This window comes from Cupriavidus ulmosensis, assembly GCF_977008105.1.
The window spans coordinates 887,723-903,036 of the sequence record NZ_CDRMWP010000002.1 but is presented as its reverse complement, the minus strand read 5'-3'; the positions used below and the strand labels follow the sequence as shown (position 1 = coordinate 903,036).

At 69.8% G+C, this 15,314-nt stretch carries 11 protein-coding genes; 9 read left to right on the top strand and 2 right to left on the bottom strand.

The features are described from left to right. Positions 1–83: 83 nt before the first annotated feature. The 9 genes from ACWTPI_RS23890 to ACWTPI_RS23850 all read left to right on the top strand — a co-directional run bounded on the left by ACWTPI_RS23890 (position 84) and on the right by ACWTPI_RS23850 (position 11,119). On the top strand, positions 84–563 hold the full coding sequence (locus ACWTPI_RS23890) for a DUF305 domain-containing protein (RefSeq protein ID WP_454732929.1): 480 nt from the start codon (positions 84–86) through the stop codon (positions 561–563). A gap of 16 nt (positions 564–579) precedes the next feature. After that, the gene (locus ACWTPI_RS23885; RefSeq protein ID WP_454732928.1) at positions 580–2,061 is read left to right on the top strand and encodes a YncE family protein; all 1,482 of its coding nucleotides are present in this window, start codon (positions 580–582) and stop codon (positions 2,059–2,061) included. A 110-nt stretch (positions 2,062–2,171) separates the two neighbouring features. Further along, complete coding sequence (locus ACWTPI_RS23880; RefSeq protein WP_020206392.1) at positions 2,172–2,693, top strand: sigma-70 family RNA polymerase sigma factor; 522 nt, start codon at positions 2,172–2,174, stop codon at positions 2,691–2,693. Then, positions 2,690–3,529: an anti-sigma factor family protein gene (locus ACWTPI_RS23875; RefSeq protein ID WP_454732927.1), complete on the top strand. Its 840-nt coding sequence runs from the start codon at positions 2,690–2,692 to the stop codon at positions 3,527–3,529. The genes ACWTPI_RS23880 and ACWTPI_RS23875 overlap by 4 nt, the downstream gene beginning before the upstream one ends. Positions 3,530–3,676: 147 nt before the next feature. Further along, positions 3,677–5,983, top strand: coding sequence for an NADP-dependent malic enzyme (locus ACWTPI_RS23870; protein ID WP_454732926.1), 2,307 nt, complete (start codon positions 3,677–3,679; stop codon positions 5,981–5,983). Positions 5,984–6,002: 19 nt separating this feature from the next. Next, complete coding sequence (locus ACWTPI_RS23865) at positions 6,003–6,698, top strand: HAD family hydrolase (RefSeq protein WP_454732925.1); 696 nt, start codon at positions 6,003–6,005, stop codon at positions 6,696–6,698. Positions 6,699–7,053: 355 nt separating this feature from the next. Next, positions 7,054–8,136: an enolase C-terminal domain-like protein gene (locus ACWTPI_RS23860; protein ID WP_454732924.1), complete on the top strand. Its 1,083-nt coding sequence runs from the start codon at positions 7,054–7,056 to the stop codon at positions 8,134–8,136. Between the two features lie 85 nt (positions 8,137–8,221). Next, positions 8,222–9,292: a carbon-nitrogen hydrolase family protein gene (locus ACWTPI_RS23855; protein ID WP_020206889.1), complete on the top strand. Its 1,071-nt coding sequence runs from the start codon at positions 8,222–8,224 to the stop codon at positions 9,290–9,292. Positions 9,293–9,436: 144 nt separating this feature from the next. Continuing rightward, positions 9,437–11,119: an L-lactate permease gene (locus ACWTPI_RS23850; protein ID WP_454732923.1), complete on the top strand. Its 1,683-nt coding sequence runs from the start codon at positions 9,437–9,439 to the stop codon at positions 11,117–11,119. Positions 11,120–11,162: 43 nt separating this feature from the next. On the opposite strand, the gene ACWTPI_RS23845 is transcribed toward ACWTPI_RS23850, so the two are convergent. Next, positions 11,163–12,053, bottom strand: coding sequence for a LysR substrate-binding domain-containing protein (locus tag ACWTPI_RS23845; RefSeq protein WP_454732922.1), 891 nt, complete (start codon positions 12,051–12,053; stop codon positions 11,163–11,165). Between the two features lie 112 nt (positions 12,054–12,165). Next, positions 12,166–15,213, bottom strand: coding sequence for an FAD-binding and (Fe-S)-binding domain-containing protein (locus ACWTPI_RS23840; RefSeq protein WP_454732921.1), 3,048 nt, complete (start codon positions 15,211–15,213; stop codon positions 12,166–12,168). Between the last annotated feature and the right edge of the window lie 101 nt (positions 15,214–15,314).

Genomic DNA, 15,314 nt, shown 5'->3' with positions numbered 1-15,314 from the left:
CGCGGCGGCGGAATAAGCGCGGACGGCCCGCGTCTACCCCATCAGCGGCCCCATCGGGGCCTCATGACGACAAGGGGAAAAGGATGGCGATCCTGCACGCTTCACCGCGCCGGCTGGCCCGCGCCGGCGCTGGCCTGATGCTGGCGCTCGCGCTGTGCGCGTCGGCGGGCACGGCCACGGCCACGGCGGCCACGGGCGGTTCGGACGAAGAGAAATTCATGGCCGAGAACGACGCCGCCATGACGAAGATGATGGACGGCATGGCGGTCAAGCCCAGCGGCGACATCGACGCGGACTTCGCCGCGATGATGATTCCGCACCACCAGGGTGCCATCGACATGGCGATGTCCGAGCTGCGCTACGGCCACAACGAGCAGTTGCGGCGCATCGCGCAGGAAATCATCGTCGACCAGCTGCAGGAAATCGCCGCGATGCGGCTGGCGCTCGGCCAGCCGCTGCCCCCGTCCGAACCGGCGCCGACGCAGGCCGGCCCCGGCCAGCCGGCTACCCCGACCGCCCCGGCCGAACCGGCCACCCACAACCACGCCATGCACGCACACTGACACCAAGGCCCACACCATGACCCGAAATCCCTTCAGGAAGACCGCCTCCCTCGCCCTGCCCCTCGCGCTCGCGCTCGGCATGGGCGCCGCCTGCGCCGGGCAGGCGCCCGGCGCGCTGGGCGCCGCCGACATCCCGGTCAGCCACCGCGACCGCATCTACGCCGCCGAGCAGTTCTCCAACACCGTCTCGGTCACGGACCCCGCGGACAACAAGCTGCTGGGCGTGATCCGCCTCGGCGACCCGGCGCCGGGCAATTTCAGCCCGCTGTACCGCGGCCAGGTGCTGGTGCACGGCATGGGCTTCTCGCCCGACCACCGCACGCTGGCGGTGGTGTCGATCGGCTCGAACTCGGTCTCATTCATCGACACCGCGACCAACGCGGTCAAGCACGTCACCTACGTGGGCCGCTCGCCGCACGAGGCGTTCTACACGCCGGACGGCAAGGAAGTGTGGGTCACGGTGCGCGGCGAGAACTACATCGCCGTGCTCGACGCCGCGACCTTCGAGGAAAAGACCCGCATCACCGTCGCCGGCGGGCCCGGCATGCAGATCTTCTCGCCGGACGGCAAGTACGGCTACATCTGCTCGTCGTTCAACCCGGACACGGCCGTGGTCACGGTGGCCGACCACAAGATCGTCGGCCACGTGAAGCAGGAAAGCCCGTTCTGCCCCAACATCGCCGCCACGCCCGACGGCAAGCAGGTGTGGTTCACGCTCAAGGACGTGGGCCGCACCCAGGTCTTCGAGGCGCTGCCGCCGTTCCGCCCGCTCAAGACCATCGAGACCGGCCCCATCACCAACCACGTCAACTTCGCGCGCACGGCGGGCGGCACCTTCGCCTACGTCAGCGTCGGCGGCCTGAACCAGGTCAAGGTGTTCCGCACCGACGACTTCTCCCAGGTGGCGACCATTCCGGTGGGCAGCCTGCCGCACGGCGTGTGGCCGTCCGGCGACGGCACGCGCATCTACGTCGGCCTGGAGAACGCCGACCAGCTCGCGGCCATCGACACGGCCAGCAACAAGGTGGTCGCCAACGTGCCGGTCGGCCAGGCCCCGCAGGCGATCAACTACGTGCCTGACGCGGTGCCCGAAGGCGCCGGCACGGACGGCCTGCAGCAGCTCGGCGTGGCCGGCCAGACCACACAGCTGAAGCTGCTGCGCGTCGCCGAGGGCAAGCCGGTCGCCGCGGACAACGCGCCGACCAGCGTCACGCTGTTCGACCAGGGCCTGCTCCAGGTGCTGCAGGCCTCGGCCACCGGACTGCAGCCGAAGCAGCCCTACGTGCTCGCGCTGGCCAGCCAGGCCGACGGCACGGGCATACTGGAGCCGCTGGCGTCGTTCATGACCAATCCGGCGGGCTCGGCCATCGTCAACGCCATCGGCCCGATCCGCCAGGTGGTGCAGGGCGGCGACGGCGCGCAGGCGCGGCGCTACCTCGTCATCGCGCCGGCCGCGAACGGCAAGCCGGCCGCGCCGGTCCAGGTGCAGGCGCTGTAGGGGAAACGGCAGCCGGAAGGCGGCAACCGCGCCAGCCGGCGGACCGCCGGCTGGCTGTGGCATGATGCCGCGCGGCCGGGTGTACCAGGGAGGACATCGCAGTGAAAGACATGTTGCATCAAGTCGAGCCGCTGATACCGGCGCTGCGCCGCTACGCGCGCGCGCTGCTGCGCGAGCAGGCGGCCGCCGACGATCTGGTGCAGGACTGCCTGGAGAAGGTCATCACCTACTGGGACAGCCGCCGCAGCAACGACGACACGCGCAGCTGGGTGTTCGCCATCCTGCACAACCTGGCCGTCACCGCGCTGCGCCGGCGCGCCGGCGGGCTGGGCACGCACGTCGCGCTCGAGGACGTCGACGAAGCCCTGATGGCGTCGCGCGCCACCCAGGAAGACGCGCTGCGCCACCGCGACCTGATGAACGCGCTCGACGCGCTGCCCGCGGACCAGCGCAGCATACTGCTGCTGGTCTCGGTGGAAGACATGTCCTACGCGGACGCCGCGCGCGTGCTGGACATCCCGATCGGCACCGTGATGTCGCGGCTGTCCCGCGCGCGGGAGAAACTGCTGAGGATCATGGAGACCGGCGTGGCCGGGGCGGCCACGAAGTCTGCATTGCGGAGGGTGAAATGAGCGACAACCGGAACGGCGGCTGGCACGGCAACGATGGCGGGAACGACGGCCGGCCGGTGCAGGAAGAGGAGCTGCTGGCCTACGTCGACGGCGCGCTGGACGCGGCGCGGCGCCACCAGATCGACGCATACCTGCGGCATCATCCCGACGTCGCGCGCCGCGTCGAAGGTTATGTCGCGCAACGCGCGCAACTGCGCGCCGCCTTCGCCCCCATCGCCCGCGAGCCGGTGCCGCCCGAGCTGAACCTGCGCCGCATGCTGGAGGCGCGGCGCGCGCGCACCGGCGCGCCGTGGCGGCTGGCCGCGTCGGTCTTCGTCGCGCTGTGCCTGGGCGGCATGGGCGGCTGGATCGGGCGCGCCGCCACCGAGCCCGCGGCCGGCGGCATCGCGGCGCTGGCGCGCGAGGCCACGGCGAGCTACCAGGTGTTCGCCTCCGACCCGGTGCGCCCGGTGGAGATCAGCGCCAGCGACAGCGCCGACCTGCTCAAGTGGGTCTCCACGCGGCTGCGGCGCCCGATCGCCCTGCCGGACCTCGCGCAGTCCGGCTACCGCTACATCGGCGGGCGGCTGGTGGCCACCGAGCACGGCCCGGCCGGCCTGTTCATGTACGACGACGGGCACGGCACGCGCGTGGCCATGCTGGTGCGGCCGATGGCGACCGAGCAGAACATGCCGATGAAGGCCCACGCCCAGGCCGGCGTGGCCGGCTACTCGTGGGCGGCCCAGGGCCTGGGCTACAGCCTGGTGGCGGCGGACTCCACGCGGGGCCTGCATCCGCTGGCCGACGAGATGCGCCGTCAGCTCGGCGAGCAGGCGCGCAAGGCGCCGCCCGCGTAGGTCGCCGCGCAGCGGATTTCAACATCGCTTGAGATCATTTCAATACCCGCGCCGGGCGTTTGCCGGATACTTGGTGCCATCGCCCGGCACCGCCGGCGGCCCGCCGGTGTTCCGCATCCGGCTATTGCCTCCTTTCCGCCTTCCGCAATGTCCGAAGAAAACCCCTCCAGCCAGAACCCCAGCCGCGACGCCTTCCGCCAGGCGGCGCTCGAATACCACGAATTTCCCACGCGCGGCAAGATTTCCGTCACGCCGACCAAGCCGATGTCCAACCAGCATGACCTGGCGCTGGCCTACTCCCCCGGCGTGGCCGCGGCCTGCGAGGAGATCGTGGTCGACCCGGCCAACTCGTTCCGCTACACCGCGCGCGGCAACCTGGTCGGCGTCATCACCAACGGCACCGCCGTGCTGGGCCTGGGCGACATCGGCCCGGCGGCCTCCAAGCCCGTCATGGAAGGCAAGGCCGGCCTGTTCAAGAAGTTCGCCGGCATCGACGTCTTCGACATCGAGATCGACGAGAAGGACCCCGAGAAGCTGGTCGAGATCATCGCCTCGCTCGAGCCCACCTTCGGCGGCATCAACCTCGAGGACATCAAGGCCCCCGAGTGCTTCTACGTCGAGCGCAAGCTGCGCGAGCGCATGAAGATCCCCGTCTTCCACGACGACCAGCACGGCACCGCCATCGTGGTCGGCGCGGCCGTCATCAACGGCCTCAAGGTGGTCGGCAAGGACATCGGCGAGGTCAAGCTGGTGGCCTCCGGCGCCGGCGCCGCCGCGCTGGCCTGCCTGGACCTGCTGCTCGACCTGGGCATGAAGCTCGAGAACATCTGGGTGACGGACCTGGCCGGCGTGGTCTACGAGGGCCGCACCGAGCTGATGGACCCCGAGAAGTCCCGCTTCGCGCAGAAGACCGACAAGCGCAAGCTGGGCGAGGTCATCGACGGCGCCGACATCTTCCTGGGCGTGTCCGCCGCCGGCGTGCTCAAGCAGGACATGGTGCAGCGCATGGCCGAGCGCCCGCTGGTGCTGGCGCTGGCCAACCCCAACCCGGAAATCATGCCGGAGCTGGTCAAGGAAGTGCGCCCGGACGCGGTCATCGCCACCGGCCGCACCGACTACCCGAACCAGGTCAACAACGTCCTGTGCTTCCCGTTCATCTTCCGCGGCGCGCTGGACTGCGGCGCGACCACCATCACGCGCGAGATGGAAGTCGCCGCCGCCCACGCCGTGGCGGAACTGGCCCGCCAGGAGCAGAGCGACATCGTCGCCACCGCCTACGGCATCCAGGACCTGTCGTTCGGCCCCGAATACCTGATCCCCAAGCCGTTCGACCCGCGCCTGATCGTCAAGATCGCCCCGGCCGTGGCCGAGGCCGCGATGCGGTCCGGCGTGGCCGCGCGCCCGATCGCCGACATGGACGCGTACCGCCTGCAGCTGCAGCAGTTCGTCTACCACTCGGGCACGCTGATGAAGCCGATCTACGCGGCGGCGCGCCAGGTGGACATGGAGAAGAAGCGCATCGTCTTCGCCGAGGGCGAGGAAGAGCGCGTGCTGCGCGCGGTGCAGGTGATCGTCGACGAGAAGCTGGCCAACCCGATCCTGATCGGCCGCCCGGCGGTGATCGAGCACCGCATCGAGCGCTTCGGCCTGCGCCTGCGCGGCGGCGTGGACTTCACCGTGGTCAACCCGGAGAACGACCCGCGCTTCCGCGACTACTCCGAGACCTACTTCAAGATGATGGCGCGCCAGGGCATCACGCCGCAGTACGCCAAGCTGGAGATGCGCCGGCGCACCACGCTGATCGGCGCGATGCTGCTCAGCAAGGGCGAGGCCGACGGCATGGTGTGCGGCACGGTCAGCACCACGGCGGCGCACCTGCGCTACATCGACCAGGTGCTGGGCGGCACCAACGAGGTGTACGCGGCGATGAACGGGCTGGTGCTGCCGGGCCGGCAGATCTTCCTGGTGGACACGCACGTCAACGTCGATCCGACCGCGTGCCAGCTGGCGGAGATCACCATCATGGCGGCCGAGGAGCTCAAGCGCTTCGGCATCGAGCCGAAGGTGGCGCTGGTGTCGCACTCGAACTTCGGCACCTCGGAGGCGCCGTCGGCGCGCAAGATGCGCGACACGCTGGCGATTCTGCGCGAACGGGCGCCGGAGCTGGAGGTGGACGGCGAGATGCACGGCGACAGCGCGCTGGACCCGAAGCTGCGCGAGCAGCTGGTGCCGGACGGCACGCTGATCGGGGAGGCGAACCTGCTGGTGTGCCCGAACATCGACGCGGCGAACATCGCGTACAACCTGCTGAAGGTGGCGGCGGGCAACAACGTGGCGATCGGGCCGATCCTGCTGGGGGTCAAGGCGCCGGTGCACATCCTCACGCCGTCGGCCACGGTGCGCCGCATCGTCAATATGACGGCGCTGGTGGTGGTCGATGCCGCGGCCCACTAGGCCACCGCGGCCATACACGATGCAGGCACAGGCAACCACCGGCGCCGCGCCGCAGGGCGCCGCCGTCTTCGACCTCGACGGCACGCTGATCGACGCCGCGGCGGACATCGCCGCGGCGCTCGCGCCCGCGCTGGCGGCGCGCGGCCTCGCGCCGCTGACGCTGGCCGAGGCCACGTCGCTGCTCGGCGACGGCCTGCGCGTGTTCGCGCGCCGCGCCTTCGTGCTGCGCGCGGCGGAAATCACGCGCACGGAAGAGAACCGCTTCGTCGAGCGCTACCTGCGCACGCCGATCGACCAGACCCGCCTCTACCCGGGCGTGGAAGCCACGCTGCACCGGCTGTGCGGGGAGGGATGGAAGCTGGCCGTGTGCACCAACAAGGTCGAGGCCGCGGCGGTGGACATCCTCGCGCAGCTCGGCATCCTGCCGCTGTTCGAGGCGGTCTGCGGCGGCGACACCGTGCCGGCCTGCAAGCCGGCCCCGGTCCACCTGGCGGAAACCATCCGGCGCGCCGGCCTGCGCGCCGTGCCCGCCGTGATGATCGGCGACAACCCGGCCGACGTGCTGGCGGCCGCGGCCTGCGGCATTCCGGCGGTCTTCGCGCAATGGGGATATGGGCGCCTCGGCGCGCTGCAGGGCACGTGCGCGGTTGCCGCCCGCTTCGAAGACCTGCCCGCGCTGCTCCGCGCCGCCCGGGCGCCGCGTCCGGCTGCTTGAGCCCGCTTGCGCCCGTTTGCGCCTGCCTGCACCTGCCTGCGCGCGCTGCACGCACCGCACGGAAAGTTGACGCCCATTTTTGTTGGCCGTTAATTGCAATTTTAATGGCGATCGGCGACACCGATCCGCCATCAATCAGCCATCAATTGACCGCCGATCAGCCCTGCATCAGTCATTAAAAAAAAGCCATTGAAAGGCCATTAAAAAACCATCGAAAGACCTATCAATTTTTCGTGAAATACTTTCACGGCATCACCCGGCTCGAAACTCGTTTGCCCGAAGCATACTTTCATGGCTTCGAACAAAAGGCGCGCTCCATCAGCGCCACCGAGTCCATCAACGAGCAGAGTGAGACATGTCAGATTCCCCGCAAATCAGCGGCTTCCAGGTCCGCCCGGTAGTCGTGCCGCTCAACCCGCCGCTGCGCACCGCCAGCGGCGTCATGGCCAAGGCCCCGCTGGTGCTGGTCGATATCTCGACCAATGCCGGCGTGACCGGCAGCGCCTACATCTTCACGTACACGCCGGTGGTCCTGCAGGGCGTGGTCGAGGTGCTCAAGAACCTGCTGCCGCAGCTTGAATCCGCCGCGCTGGCGCCGCGCGCGAACCTGGCGGAGCTGCGCCGCAAGCTGGTGCTGATCGGCACGCCGGGCCTGCTCGACATGGCGCTGGCGGCCATCGACATGGCGCTGTGGGACGCGCATGCGCGCTTCCTGAACGCGCCGCTGTCGCGCGTGCTTGGCGGCACGCCGTCGCGCACGCTGGCCTACGCCAGCTTCGGCATGGAGCGCGCCGAGGATGCGCGGCCGCTGATCGCGCAGGCGCTCGACGCGGGTTTTCGCGCGATCAAGATCAAGATCGGCTACCCGACGCTGGCGGAAGACCTGGCGGCGGTGCGCGCGGCCCGCGCGCTGACCGGCGAGCGCGCCAGCCTGATGATCGACTACAACCAGTCGCTTTCCGTGCCCGAGGCGATCCGCCGCTGCCAGGCGCTCGACGACGAAGGCCTGGCGTGGATCGAGGAACCCACGCGCTGCGACGATTTCGCCGGCCACGCGCGCATCGCCGAGGCGGTCAGGACGCCGCTGCAGCTCGGCGAAAACCTCTACGGGCCGCGCGAGGTCCGTCGCAGCATCGGCGAGCGCTGCTCCGACCTGATGATGCTCGACCTGATGAAGGTCGGCGGCATCTCGGGCTGGATGGACGCGGCCGGCATCTGCGCCGCGGCCGGCGTGCCGGTGTCGAACCACTTCTTCCAGGAAGCCAGCGCGCACCTGCTCGGCGTCACCCCGACCGCCCACTACCTCGAATACTTCGGCATCGCCGACGCCGTGCTCGCCGACACCCTCGAGGTGGTCGACGGCCATGCCGTGCCGAGCCAGCGCCCGGGCATCGGCATCACCTGGAACGAAGCGGCCGTGCGGCGCTTCGCCGCCTGATCCCGCGCGGCTTGGCCCCATACCTTCGCCTGCCAGTCAGGCGGCTCTTTGCCGGAAACGGCTTTCCTACCGGAGACAACCTCAAATGAAAACCTACCCGAAATTCAAGGCCGCGGCCTGCCATGCCGCGCCCGTCTACTTCGACACGCCGGCCACGGTGGAAAAGGCCTGCGCCTGGATCGCCGAGGCCGCGCGCAACGGCGCCGAGCTGATCGCCTTCCCGGAAGCGTTCATTTCCTCGTTCCCGGTCTGGTCCGGCGTCTGGGCGCCGGTCGACGTGCATGAGTTCTTCGTCAAGCTGGCGTCGTCGGCGGTCGAGGTGAACGGCCCCGAGATCCGCCAGATCCGCGACTGTGCCCGGCGCCACGGCGTGTTCGTGTCGCTCGGCATCAACGAAGGCACGCCGACCAGCCCGGCCTGCATCTGGGACACCAACATCCTGATCGGCGACGACGGCGCGATCCTCAACGCGCACCGCAAGCTGGTCCCGACCTACTGGGAAAAGCTGACCTGGACCCCGGGCGACGGCAACGGCCTGCGCGTGTCGGACACCCGCATCGGCCGCATCGGCGCGCTGGTGTGCGGCGAGAACACCAACGCGCTGGCGCGCTTCACGCTGCTGGCGCAGGGCGAGAACGTGCACGTGTCGTCGTTCTCGCCGCGCTGGCCGACCAACCCGCCGGGCGAGGCCGGCTACGACCTGGAGGCGGCGATCCGCCTGCGCGCCGGCGCCCATGCCTTCGAGGGCAAGCTGTTCAACATCGTGGCCTCGGGCTTCCTGCCGCCGGAGGCCATCGACATGATCAGCCGCGACAACCTGCGCGCGCGCCAGCTGCTGGAGGAATCGCCCAAGAGCGTGTCGATGATCCTCGGCCCGGACGGCCAGCCCATCAGCGAAGTGATCCGCGACGAGGAAGGCATCGTCTACGCGGACATCGACCTCGCCAAGTGCGTGGTGCCCAAGCAGTTCCAGGACGTGGTCGGCTACTACAACCGCTTCGACGTGTTCCAGCTGAAGGTCAACCGCCGCGCGCTCGCCCCGGTCGAGTTCTCGTCCCATGCCGAGGAGCGCACGCTGGGCGCCGACGAGGACGACCTCGACGACGTCATCAACAACGCCTCGCTGCGCGCCGCGCCGGTGCGCCACAACGCCTGATTTTCCGATCCCCTGATCCGCGCCGGCCGGTCCGTTCATGAGCCGGCCGGCGCCACGGCGCAGCACCCGCTGCGCCACCCCCCGGCAAAGTATCGAAGCCATATCGATTCAGCCACACACATAAAAATCCGAAGGAGACAAAACATGCCTTGGAGTCAAATCTATGACCCCTTGGGGAATCCCCTATTCTCGACGCTGGTGGCCGCCATCCCCGTCGTGGTCCTGCTGGCGGCGCTGGCGTTCTTCCACATCCAGGCGCACCTGGCCGCGGGCCTGGCGCTGATCGCGGGCGGCATCGTCGCGTGCACGGTGTTCGGCATGCCGGCCAGCGTGGCCGGCAAGGCGGCCGCCTACGGCATCGCCTCGGGGCTGTTCCCGATCGGCTGGATCGTGCTCAACATCATCTTCCTGCACCGGCTCACCACGCAGAACGGCTATTTCAAGGCGCTCCAGCAATCCATCTCGGGCGTCACCGAGGACAAGCGCATCCAGTTGCTGCTGGTGGCCTTCTGCTTCGGCGCGTTCTTCGAGGGCGCCGCCGGCTTCGGCACGCCGGTCGCGGTGACGGGCGCGATCCTGATCGGCTTCGGCTTCTCGCCGCTGGCCGCGTCGGGTCTCGCGCTGATCGCCAACACCGCGCCGGTCGCGTTCGGCGCGCTCGGCTCGCCGGTGCTGGCGCTGGCCTCCGTGACCGGGCTGGACCTGCTGCAGCTCTCGGCCATGATCGGGCGCCAGTTGCCGTTCTTCTCGGTGCTGGTGCCGTTCTGGCTGATCTGGGCCTTCGCCGGCTACCGCGGCATGAAGGAAATCTGGCCCGCCATCCTGGTGGCCGGCATCAGCTTCGCGGTGCCGCAGTACGTGGTGTCGAACTTCCACGGCCCGTGGCTGGTCGACGTCATCTCGTCGCTGGTGTCGATGGGCAGCCTCACGCTGTTCATGCGGGTATGGCGGCCGCGCACGATCTGGACCTCGACCAAGCTCAAGAAGCACCATGACGACTCGCACGTGGAGAACCACGACGCGCCGGCCACGGCGGCGGCCACGGCCGGCACGGCGGCGGGCACCGTCTCCGCGGCCAGGGCGTGGATGCCGTGGATCATCCTCACGGTGTCGGTCTTCCTGTGGGGCGTGCCGCAGGTCAAGAAGGCGCTCGATGCGCTGTGGGCGTGGAAGTACAGCATTCCCGGCCTCGACAAGATGGTGCTGAAGATGCCGCCGGTGGTGGCCGCCCCGGTCGCGGAATCGGCCACGTTCGCATTCAACATCCTGTCGATGGCCGGCACCGGCATTCTCATCGCGTCGCTCGTCGGCGGCCTGCTGATGGGCTACTCGCTGCCGCGGCTGTTCCGGGAATACCTGCGCACCATCCACCTGGTGCGCTATTCGCTGCTGACCATCTGCGCGATGTTCGGCGTGGGCTACCTGACCAAGTATTCCGGGCTCGATGCCACGCTGGGCCTGGCGTTCGCGCATACCGGCGTGCTCTACCCGCTGTTCGGCACCATGCTCGGCTGGCTCGGCGTGGCGCTGACCGGCTCCGACACCGCGGCCAACGTGCTGTTCGGCGGCTTGCAGAAGACCACCGCCGAGCAGCTCGGCCTGTCGCCGTATCTGATGGCGGCGGCGAACAGCTCGGGCGGCGTGATGGGCAAGATGATCGACGCGCAGTCGATCGTGGTGGCGTCCACGGCGACCAAGTGGTACGGACACGAAGGCGACATCCTGCGCTACGTGTTCTTCCATTCGCTGGCGCTGGCGGTGCTGGTCGGCCTGTTCATCACGCTGCAGGCCTACGTTCCGCCGTTCGTCCACATGGTGATCCACTGACGCGGCAAAGCCGCCCCGCCGCAGCGATGCGGCGGGGCTTCGTCTATTCCAGCGGCTTGCCGAGGATCTCCGTCATCCAGCGCACGAAGGTCATGACGTCGCCGTCGTCCTCGCAGTCCGGCGGATAGATGATGTAGTAGGCGTAGATCGAGCGCACCTCGATCTCGAACAGCGGCACCAGCACGCCGGAACTGAGCCAGCTCTGCGCCATGCGCCGGCGCGCCAGCGCCACGCCCTGGCCGTTCACGGCGGCTTCCAGCATCAGCCCCAGGTCGACGAACTGCACGCCGGTGGCGGGCTCCGGCCAGTCCAGCCCGGCCGCCACCAGCCACGGGCGCCACGGTTCCAGCGGGCAGCGCAGCAGGCGCGCGGCGGACAGCGCGGCCGGCGACGCGAACGGCCCGACCTCGCGCAGATAGGCCGGGCTGCACACCGGGAAGACCGGCTCGTCCAGGATCTTGACCGCTTCCAGCCCGGGGTAATTGCCGTTGCCGAAGCGGATCTCGACGTCCGCGTTCTCGGACTTCAGGCCCACCAGCGGCACGGAGAGCTGCAGGATCAGTTCGATGTCGGGATGGTCGGCCTGGAAGGTGGCCAGATGCGGCACCAGCACCTGCCGCGCGAAGGTCGGCGGCGCGGCCACGCGCAGTTGCCGGACCTCGCCGGCGAAGCGGGACCGCGCGCCATAGTGGCTGAGCGCGGACAGCGCTTCCTTGACGACTTCGAGATATTCCGATCCCCTGGCCGTCAGGGTGAAGCCGCCTTGCGCGGAGTTGAACAGCTCGATGCCCATGATGTCTTCGAGCTGGCGGATGCGGTGGCTGATCGCGCTCGGCGTCACGCACAGCTCCTGCGCGGCCAGGGTCCCGCTGCGCAGCCGCGCCACCGCCTCGAACGCCATCAGGCACTGCAATGGGGGAACTCTGTAAGCCATGCGCGATACTCTTTTTCGACGGCCCGATGCCTCGGCCGGGTCTCCGGCATCGATGATACAGGATCGCTATCGGGCGCAAGGCGGCGCAAACCCGCGCCGCCTTGCCGCGCGCTCAACCGCCGCCGAGCATGGCCTCGGCGCCGAAATCGAGCGCCGCCGCCAGCACGCAGGCCACGTGCACCGCGTCGGCGCCGGCGCCGTCGTGGATCTGGTGGCGGCAGCTCGTGCCGTCGGCCACCACGATGGTGCCGGCCCCGGCCTGGCGCACCGCCGGCAGCAGCGACAGTTCCGCCATCGCCCGGGAAGCTTCGTAGTGCTCGGCTTCGTAGCCGAAGCTGCCGGCCATGCCGCAGCAGGACGACTCGACCACGTCGAGCTGCAGCCCCGGGATCCACTTGAGCACGGCCTGCACCGGCCGGAACGCATCGAACGCCTTCTGGTGGCAGTGGCCGTGCACGAGCGCCTTGCCACCGGGCAGCGCCTTGAGCTTGAGCTCGCAGCGCCCGGCCTGCTGCTCGCGCACGAGGAATTCCTCGAACAGCAGGGCCGAGTCCGCCAGCTTGCGCGCCTCGTCGCCAAACCCGTAGTTCAGGAACTCGTCGCGCAGCGACAGCAGGCACGACGGCTCCAGCCCGACCACCGGCACGCCGGCGTCGACGTAGGGCTTGAGCGCGTCGAGCGCGCGCCTGGCCTCGGCGCGGGCTTCGTCGACGAGGCCGGCCGCGAGGAAGGTGCGGCCACAGCACAGCGGCTTGCCGCCGGGCTGCGCGCTGTAGTGCACGTCGTAGCCGGCGGCGCGCAGCACCATCTCCGCCGCGCGCGCGTTGCCCGGCTCCATGTAGTTGTTGAAGGTGTCCACGAACAGCAGCACCGAGCGGGGCCCGAGCGGCCCGCCGGCGGCCTTGCGGCTGCCGTCGAGGAAGGCGCTGCCGAAGCGCGGCAGCGAGCGCTCGCCGGCAAAGCCGAGCCAGCGCTTGACCAGCGGCGACAGCAGCGGTACGCGGTCCAGCGCGTTGACCAGCGGCGCCAGCAGGCTGGCCGCCGGCGCGTAGCGCGGCATGTACGCCACCATGCGCTCGCGCAGGCCGATGCCGTGGCGCCGGGTCCAGGCCGCGCGCGCCTCGATCTTGATCTTGGCCATGTCGACGCCGGTCGGGCAGTCGCGCTTGCAGCCCTTGCACGACACGCACAGGTCGAGCACCTCCTTGACCTCGGCGCTGGCCAGGCCGTCGTCGCCGAGCTGGCCGGACAGCGCCAGGCGCAGCGTGTTGGCGCGCCCGCGCGTGACGTGCTTCTCGTCCTTGGTGACGCGGTAGCTCGGGCACATGGTGCCAGCGTCGAACTTGCGGCAGTGGCCGTTGTTGTTGCACATCTCCACCGCCTTGGCCAGCCCGTGCGCGGGGTCGCCGCCGGTGCCCGGCGCGGTCTCGATGCCGGTGAGCGGGTCGCGCAGCACGTTCCAGCCGGACCAGTCCAGGCTGGGGGTCAGGTCGAGGGCGCGGTACGCGGGCGGGAAGCGGAAGTTGGCGCTGTCGTCCATGCGCGGCGGCTGCACGATGCGGTCCGGGCTGAAGCGGTTGCCCGGATCGAACAGCGCCTTGATGTCGCGGAAGGCCTGGTGGATCTTCGGCCCGTACTGCCACGCCACCCATTCGCCGCGGCACAGGCCGTCGCCGTGCTCGCCGGAGAACGCGCCCTTGTACTTGCGCACGAGTTCGGCGGCCTCCTCGGCGATCGCCCGCATCCTGGCGGCGCCGTCGCGGCGCATGTCCAGGATCGGGCGCACGTGCAGCGTGCCCACGCTGGCGTGCGCGTACCAGGTGCCTTCGGTGCCGTTGCGGTGGAAGACCTCGGTCAGCTGGCTGGTGTATTCGGCGAGGTGCTCCAGCGGCACCGCGCAGTCCTCGATGAAGGAGACCGGCTTGCCGTCGCCCTTCATGCTCATCATGATGTTCAGGCCCGCCTTGCGCACGTCCCACAGCGCCTTCTGCGCGCCCGCGTCGGCCATGCGCACGACCGCGTCGGGCAGGCCGAGGTCGCCCATCAGCGAGACGAGGTCGTCGAGCCTGCGCAGCAGCGCGTTGTGCTCGTCGCCGGCGAATTCCACCAGCAGGATCGCCTCCGGGTTGCCGACCAGCGCCCGCTCGATGACCGGCCGGAAGGCCGGATTGCTCATCGACAGGCCGATCATGGTGCGGTCCACCAGTTCCACCGCCACCGGCCCCAGCTTGACGATGTGCCGGGTCATGTCCATCGCCTGGTAGAACGTGGGGAAGTTCACCACGCCCAGCACCTTGTGCGCCGGCAGCGGCGACAGCTTGAGCGTGAGCTGGCGGCTGTAGGCGAGCGTGCCCTCGGAGCCGACCAGCACGTGGGCGAGGTTGGGCAGGCCGTCGTCGCTATAGGCGCGCGGGTTCTGGCAATCGAAGATGTCGATGTTGTAGCCGCCCACGCGGCGCAGCACGCGGGGCATGCGCTCGGCGATCTCGGCGCGCTCGCGCGTGGCGATCTCGCGCAGGCCGGCGTAGATCTGCGCGGCGCGCCCGTCCTGCGGCGCGCGCGCGACCGGGCCGAAGCGCAACTGGGTGTCGTCGGGCAGGATGGCGTCGATGGCCAGCACGTTGTGGACCATGTTGCCGTACTCGATCGAGCGCGAGCCGCACGAGTTGTTGCCGGCCATGCCGCCGATGGTGCACTGCGCCCCGGTCGAAACGTCCACCGGAAACCACAATCCGTGCGGCTTGAGCCACGCATTGAGATGGTCCAGCACGATGCCCGGCTCCACCGTGACGGTGCGCGCGGCGGCGTCGAAGTCCACCACGTCGTTGAGCCACTTGCTGTTGTCGATCACCAGCGCCTCGCCCACGGTCTGGCCGCACTGGCTGGTGCCGGCGCCGCGCGCCAGCAGCGGCGCGCCGGCGTCGCGCGCGATGTTCAGCGCGAGCGCGAGGTCGGCCTGGTCGCGCGGCACCACCACGCCGACCGGCAGGATCTGGTAGATGGAGGCGTCGGTGGCATAACGCGCGCGGCTGGCGCGGTCGAACAGGACGTCTCCCCGGAGTTCCTTGCGCAGGCGGCGCGCCAGCGGACTGCCGGAGCCCACGGCCGACGGCACGAGGTGGACGGGCTTGACTAAGGGAGGCAGGTATTCGGTTTTCATGATCGTTCCTGGGCCCGGCGCCGTGCGGCGCGGGCCCGGCGCAGCCATGCCGCGCGGAATCCCGGCGCCCGGCTGCGCGGTTGTCTCCTGTAGGAATGCGC

Bases quoted from the DNA above. Each gene is read 5' to 3' on its own strand.
- ACWTPI_RS23890 (WP_454732929.1), top strand. From the start codon at position 84: ATGGCGATCCTGCACGCTTCACCGCGCCGGCTGGCCCGCGCCGGCGCT.
- ACWTPI_RS23885 (WP_454732928.1), top strand. From the start codon at position 580: ATGACCCGAAATCCCTTCAGGAAGACCGCCTCCCTCGCCCTGCCCCTC.
- ACWTPI_RS23880 (WP_020206392.1), top strand. From the start codon at position 2,172: ATGTTGCATCAAGTCGAGCCGCTGATACCGGCGCTGCGCCGCTACGCG.
- ACWTPI_RS23875 (WP_454732927.1), top strand. From the start codon at position 2,690: ATGAGCGACAACCGGAACGGCGGCTGGCACGGCAACGATGGCGGGAAC.
- ACWTPI_RS23870 (WP_454732926.1), top strand. From the start codon at position 3,677: ATGTCCGAAGAAAACCCCTCCAGCCAGAACCCCAGCCGCGACGCCTTC.
- ACWTPI_RS23865 (WP_454732925.1), top strand. From the start codon at position 6,003: ATGCAGGCACAGGCAACCACCGGCGCCGCGCCGCAGGGCGCCGCCGTC.
- ACWTPI_RS23860 (WP_454732924.1), top strand. From the start codon at position 7,054: ATGTCAGATTCCCCGCAAATCAGCGGCTTCCAGGTCCGCCCGGTAGTC.
- ACWTPI_RS23855 (WP_020206889.1), top strand. From the start codon at position 8,222: ATGAAAACCTACCCGAAATTCAAGGCCGCGGCCTGCCATGCCGCGCCC.
- ACWTPI_RS23850 (WP_454732923.1), top strand. From the start codon at position 9,437: ATGCCTTGGAGTCAAATCTATGACCCCTTGGGGAATCCCCTATTCTCG.
- ACWTPI_RS23845 (WP_454732922.1), bottom strand. From the start codon at position 12,053: ATGGCTTACAGAGTTCCCCCATTGCAGTGCCTGATGGCGTTCGAGGCG.
- ACWTPI_RS23840 (WP_454732921.1), bottom strand. From the start codon at position 15,213: ATGAAAACCGAATACCTGCCTCCCTTAGTCAAGCCCGTCCACCTCGTG.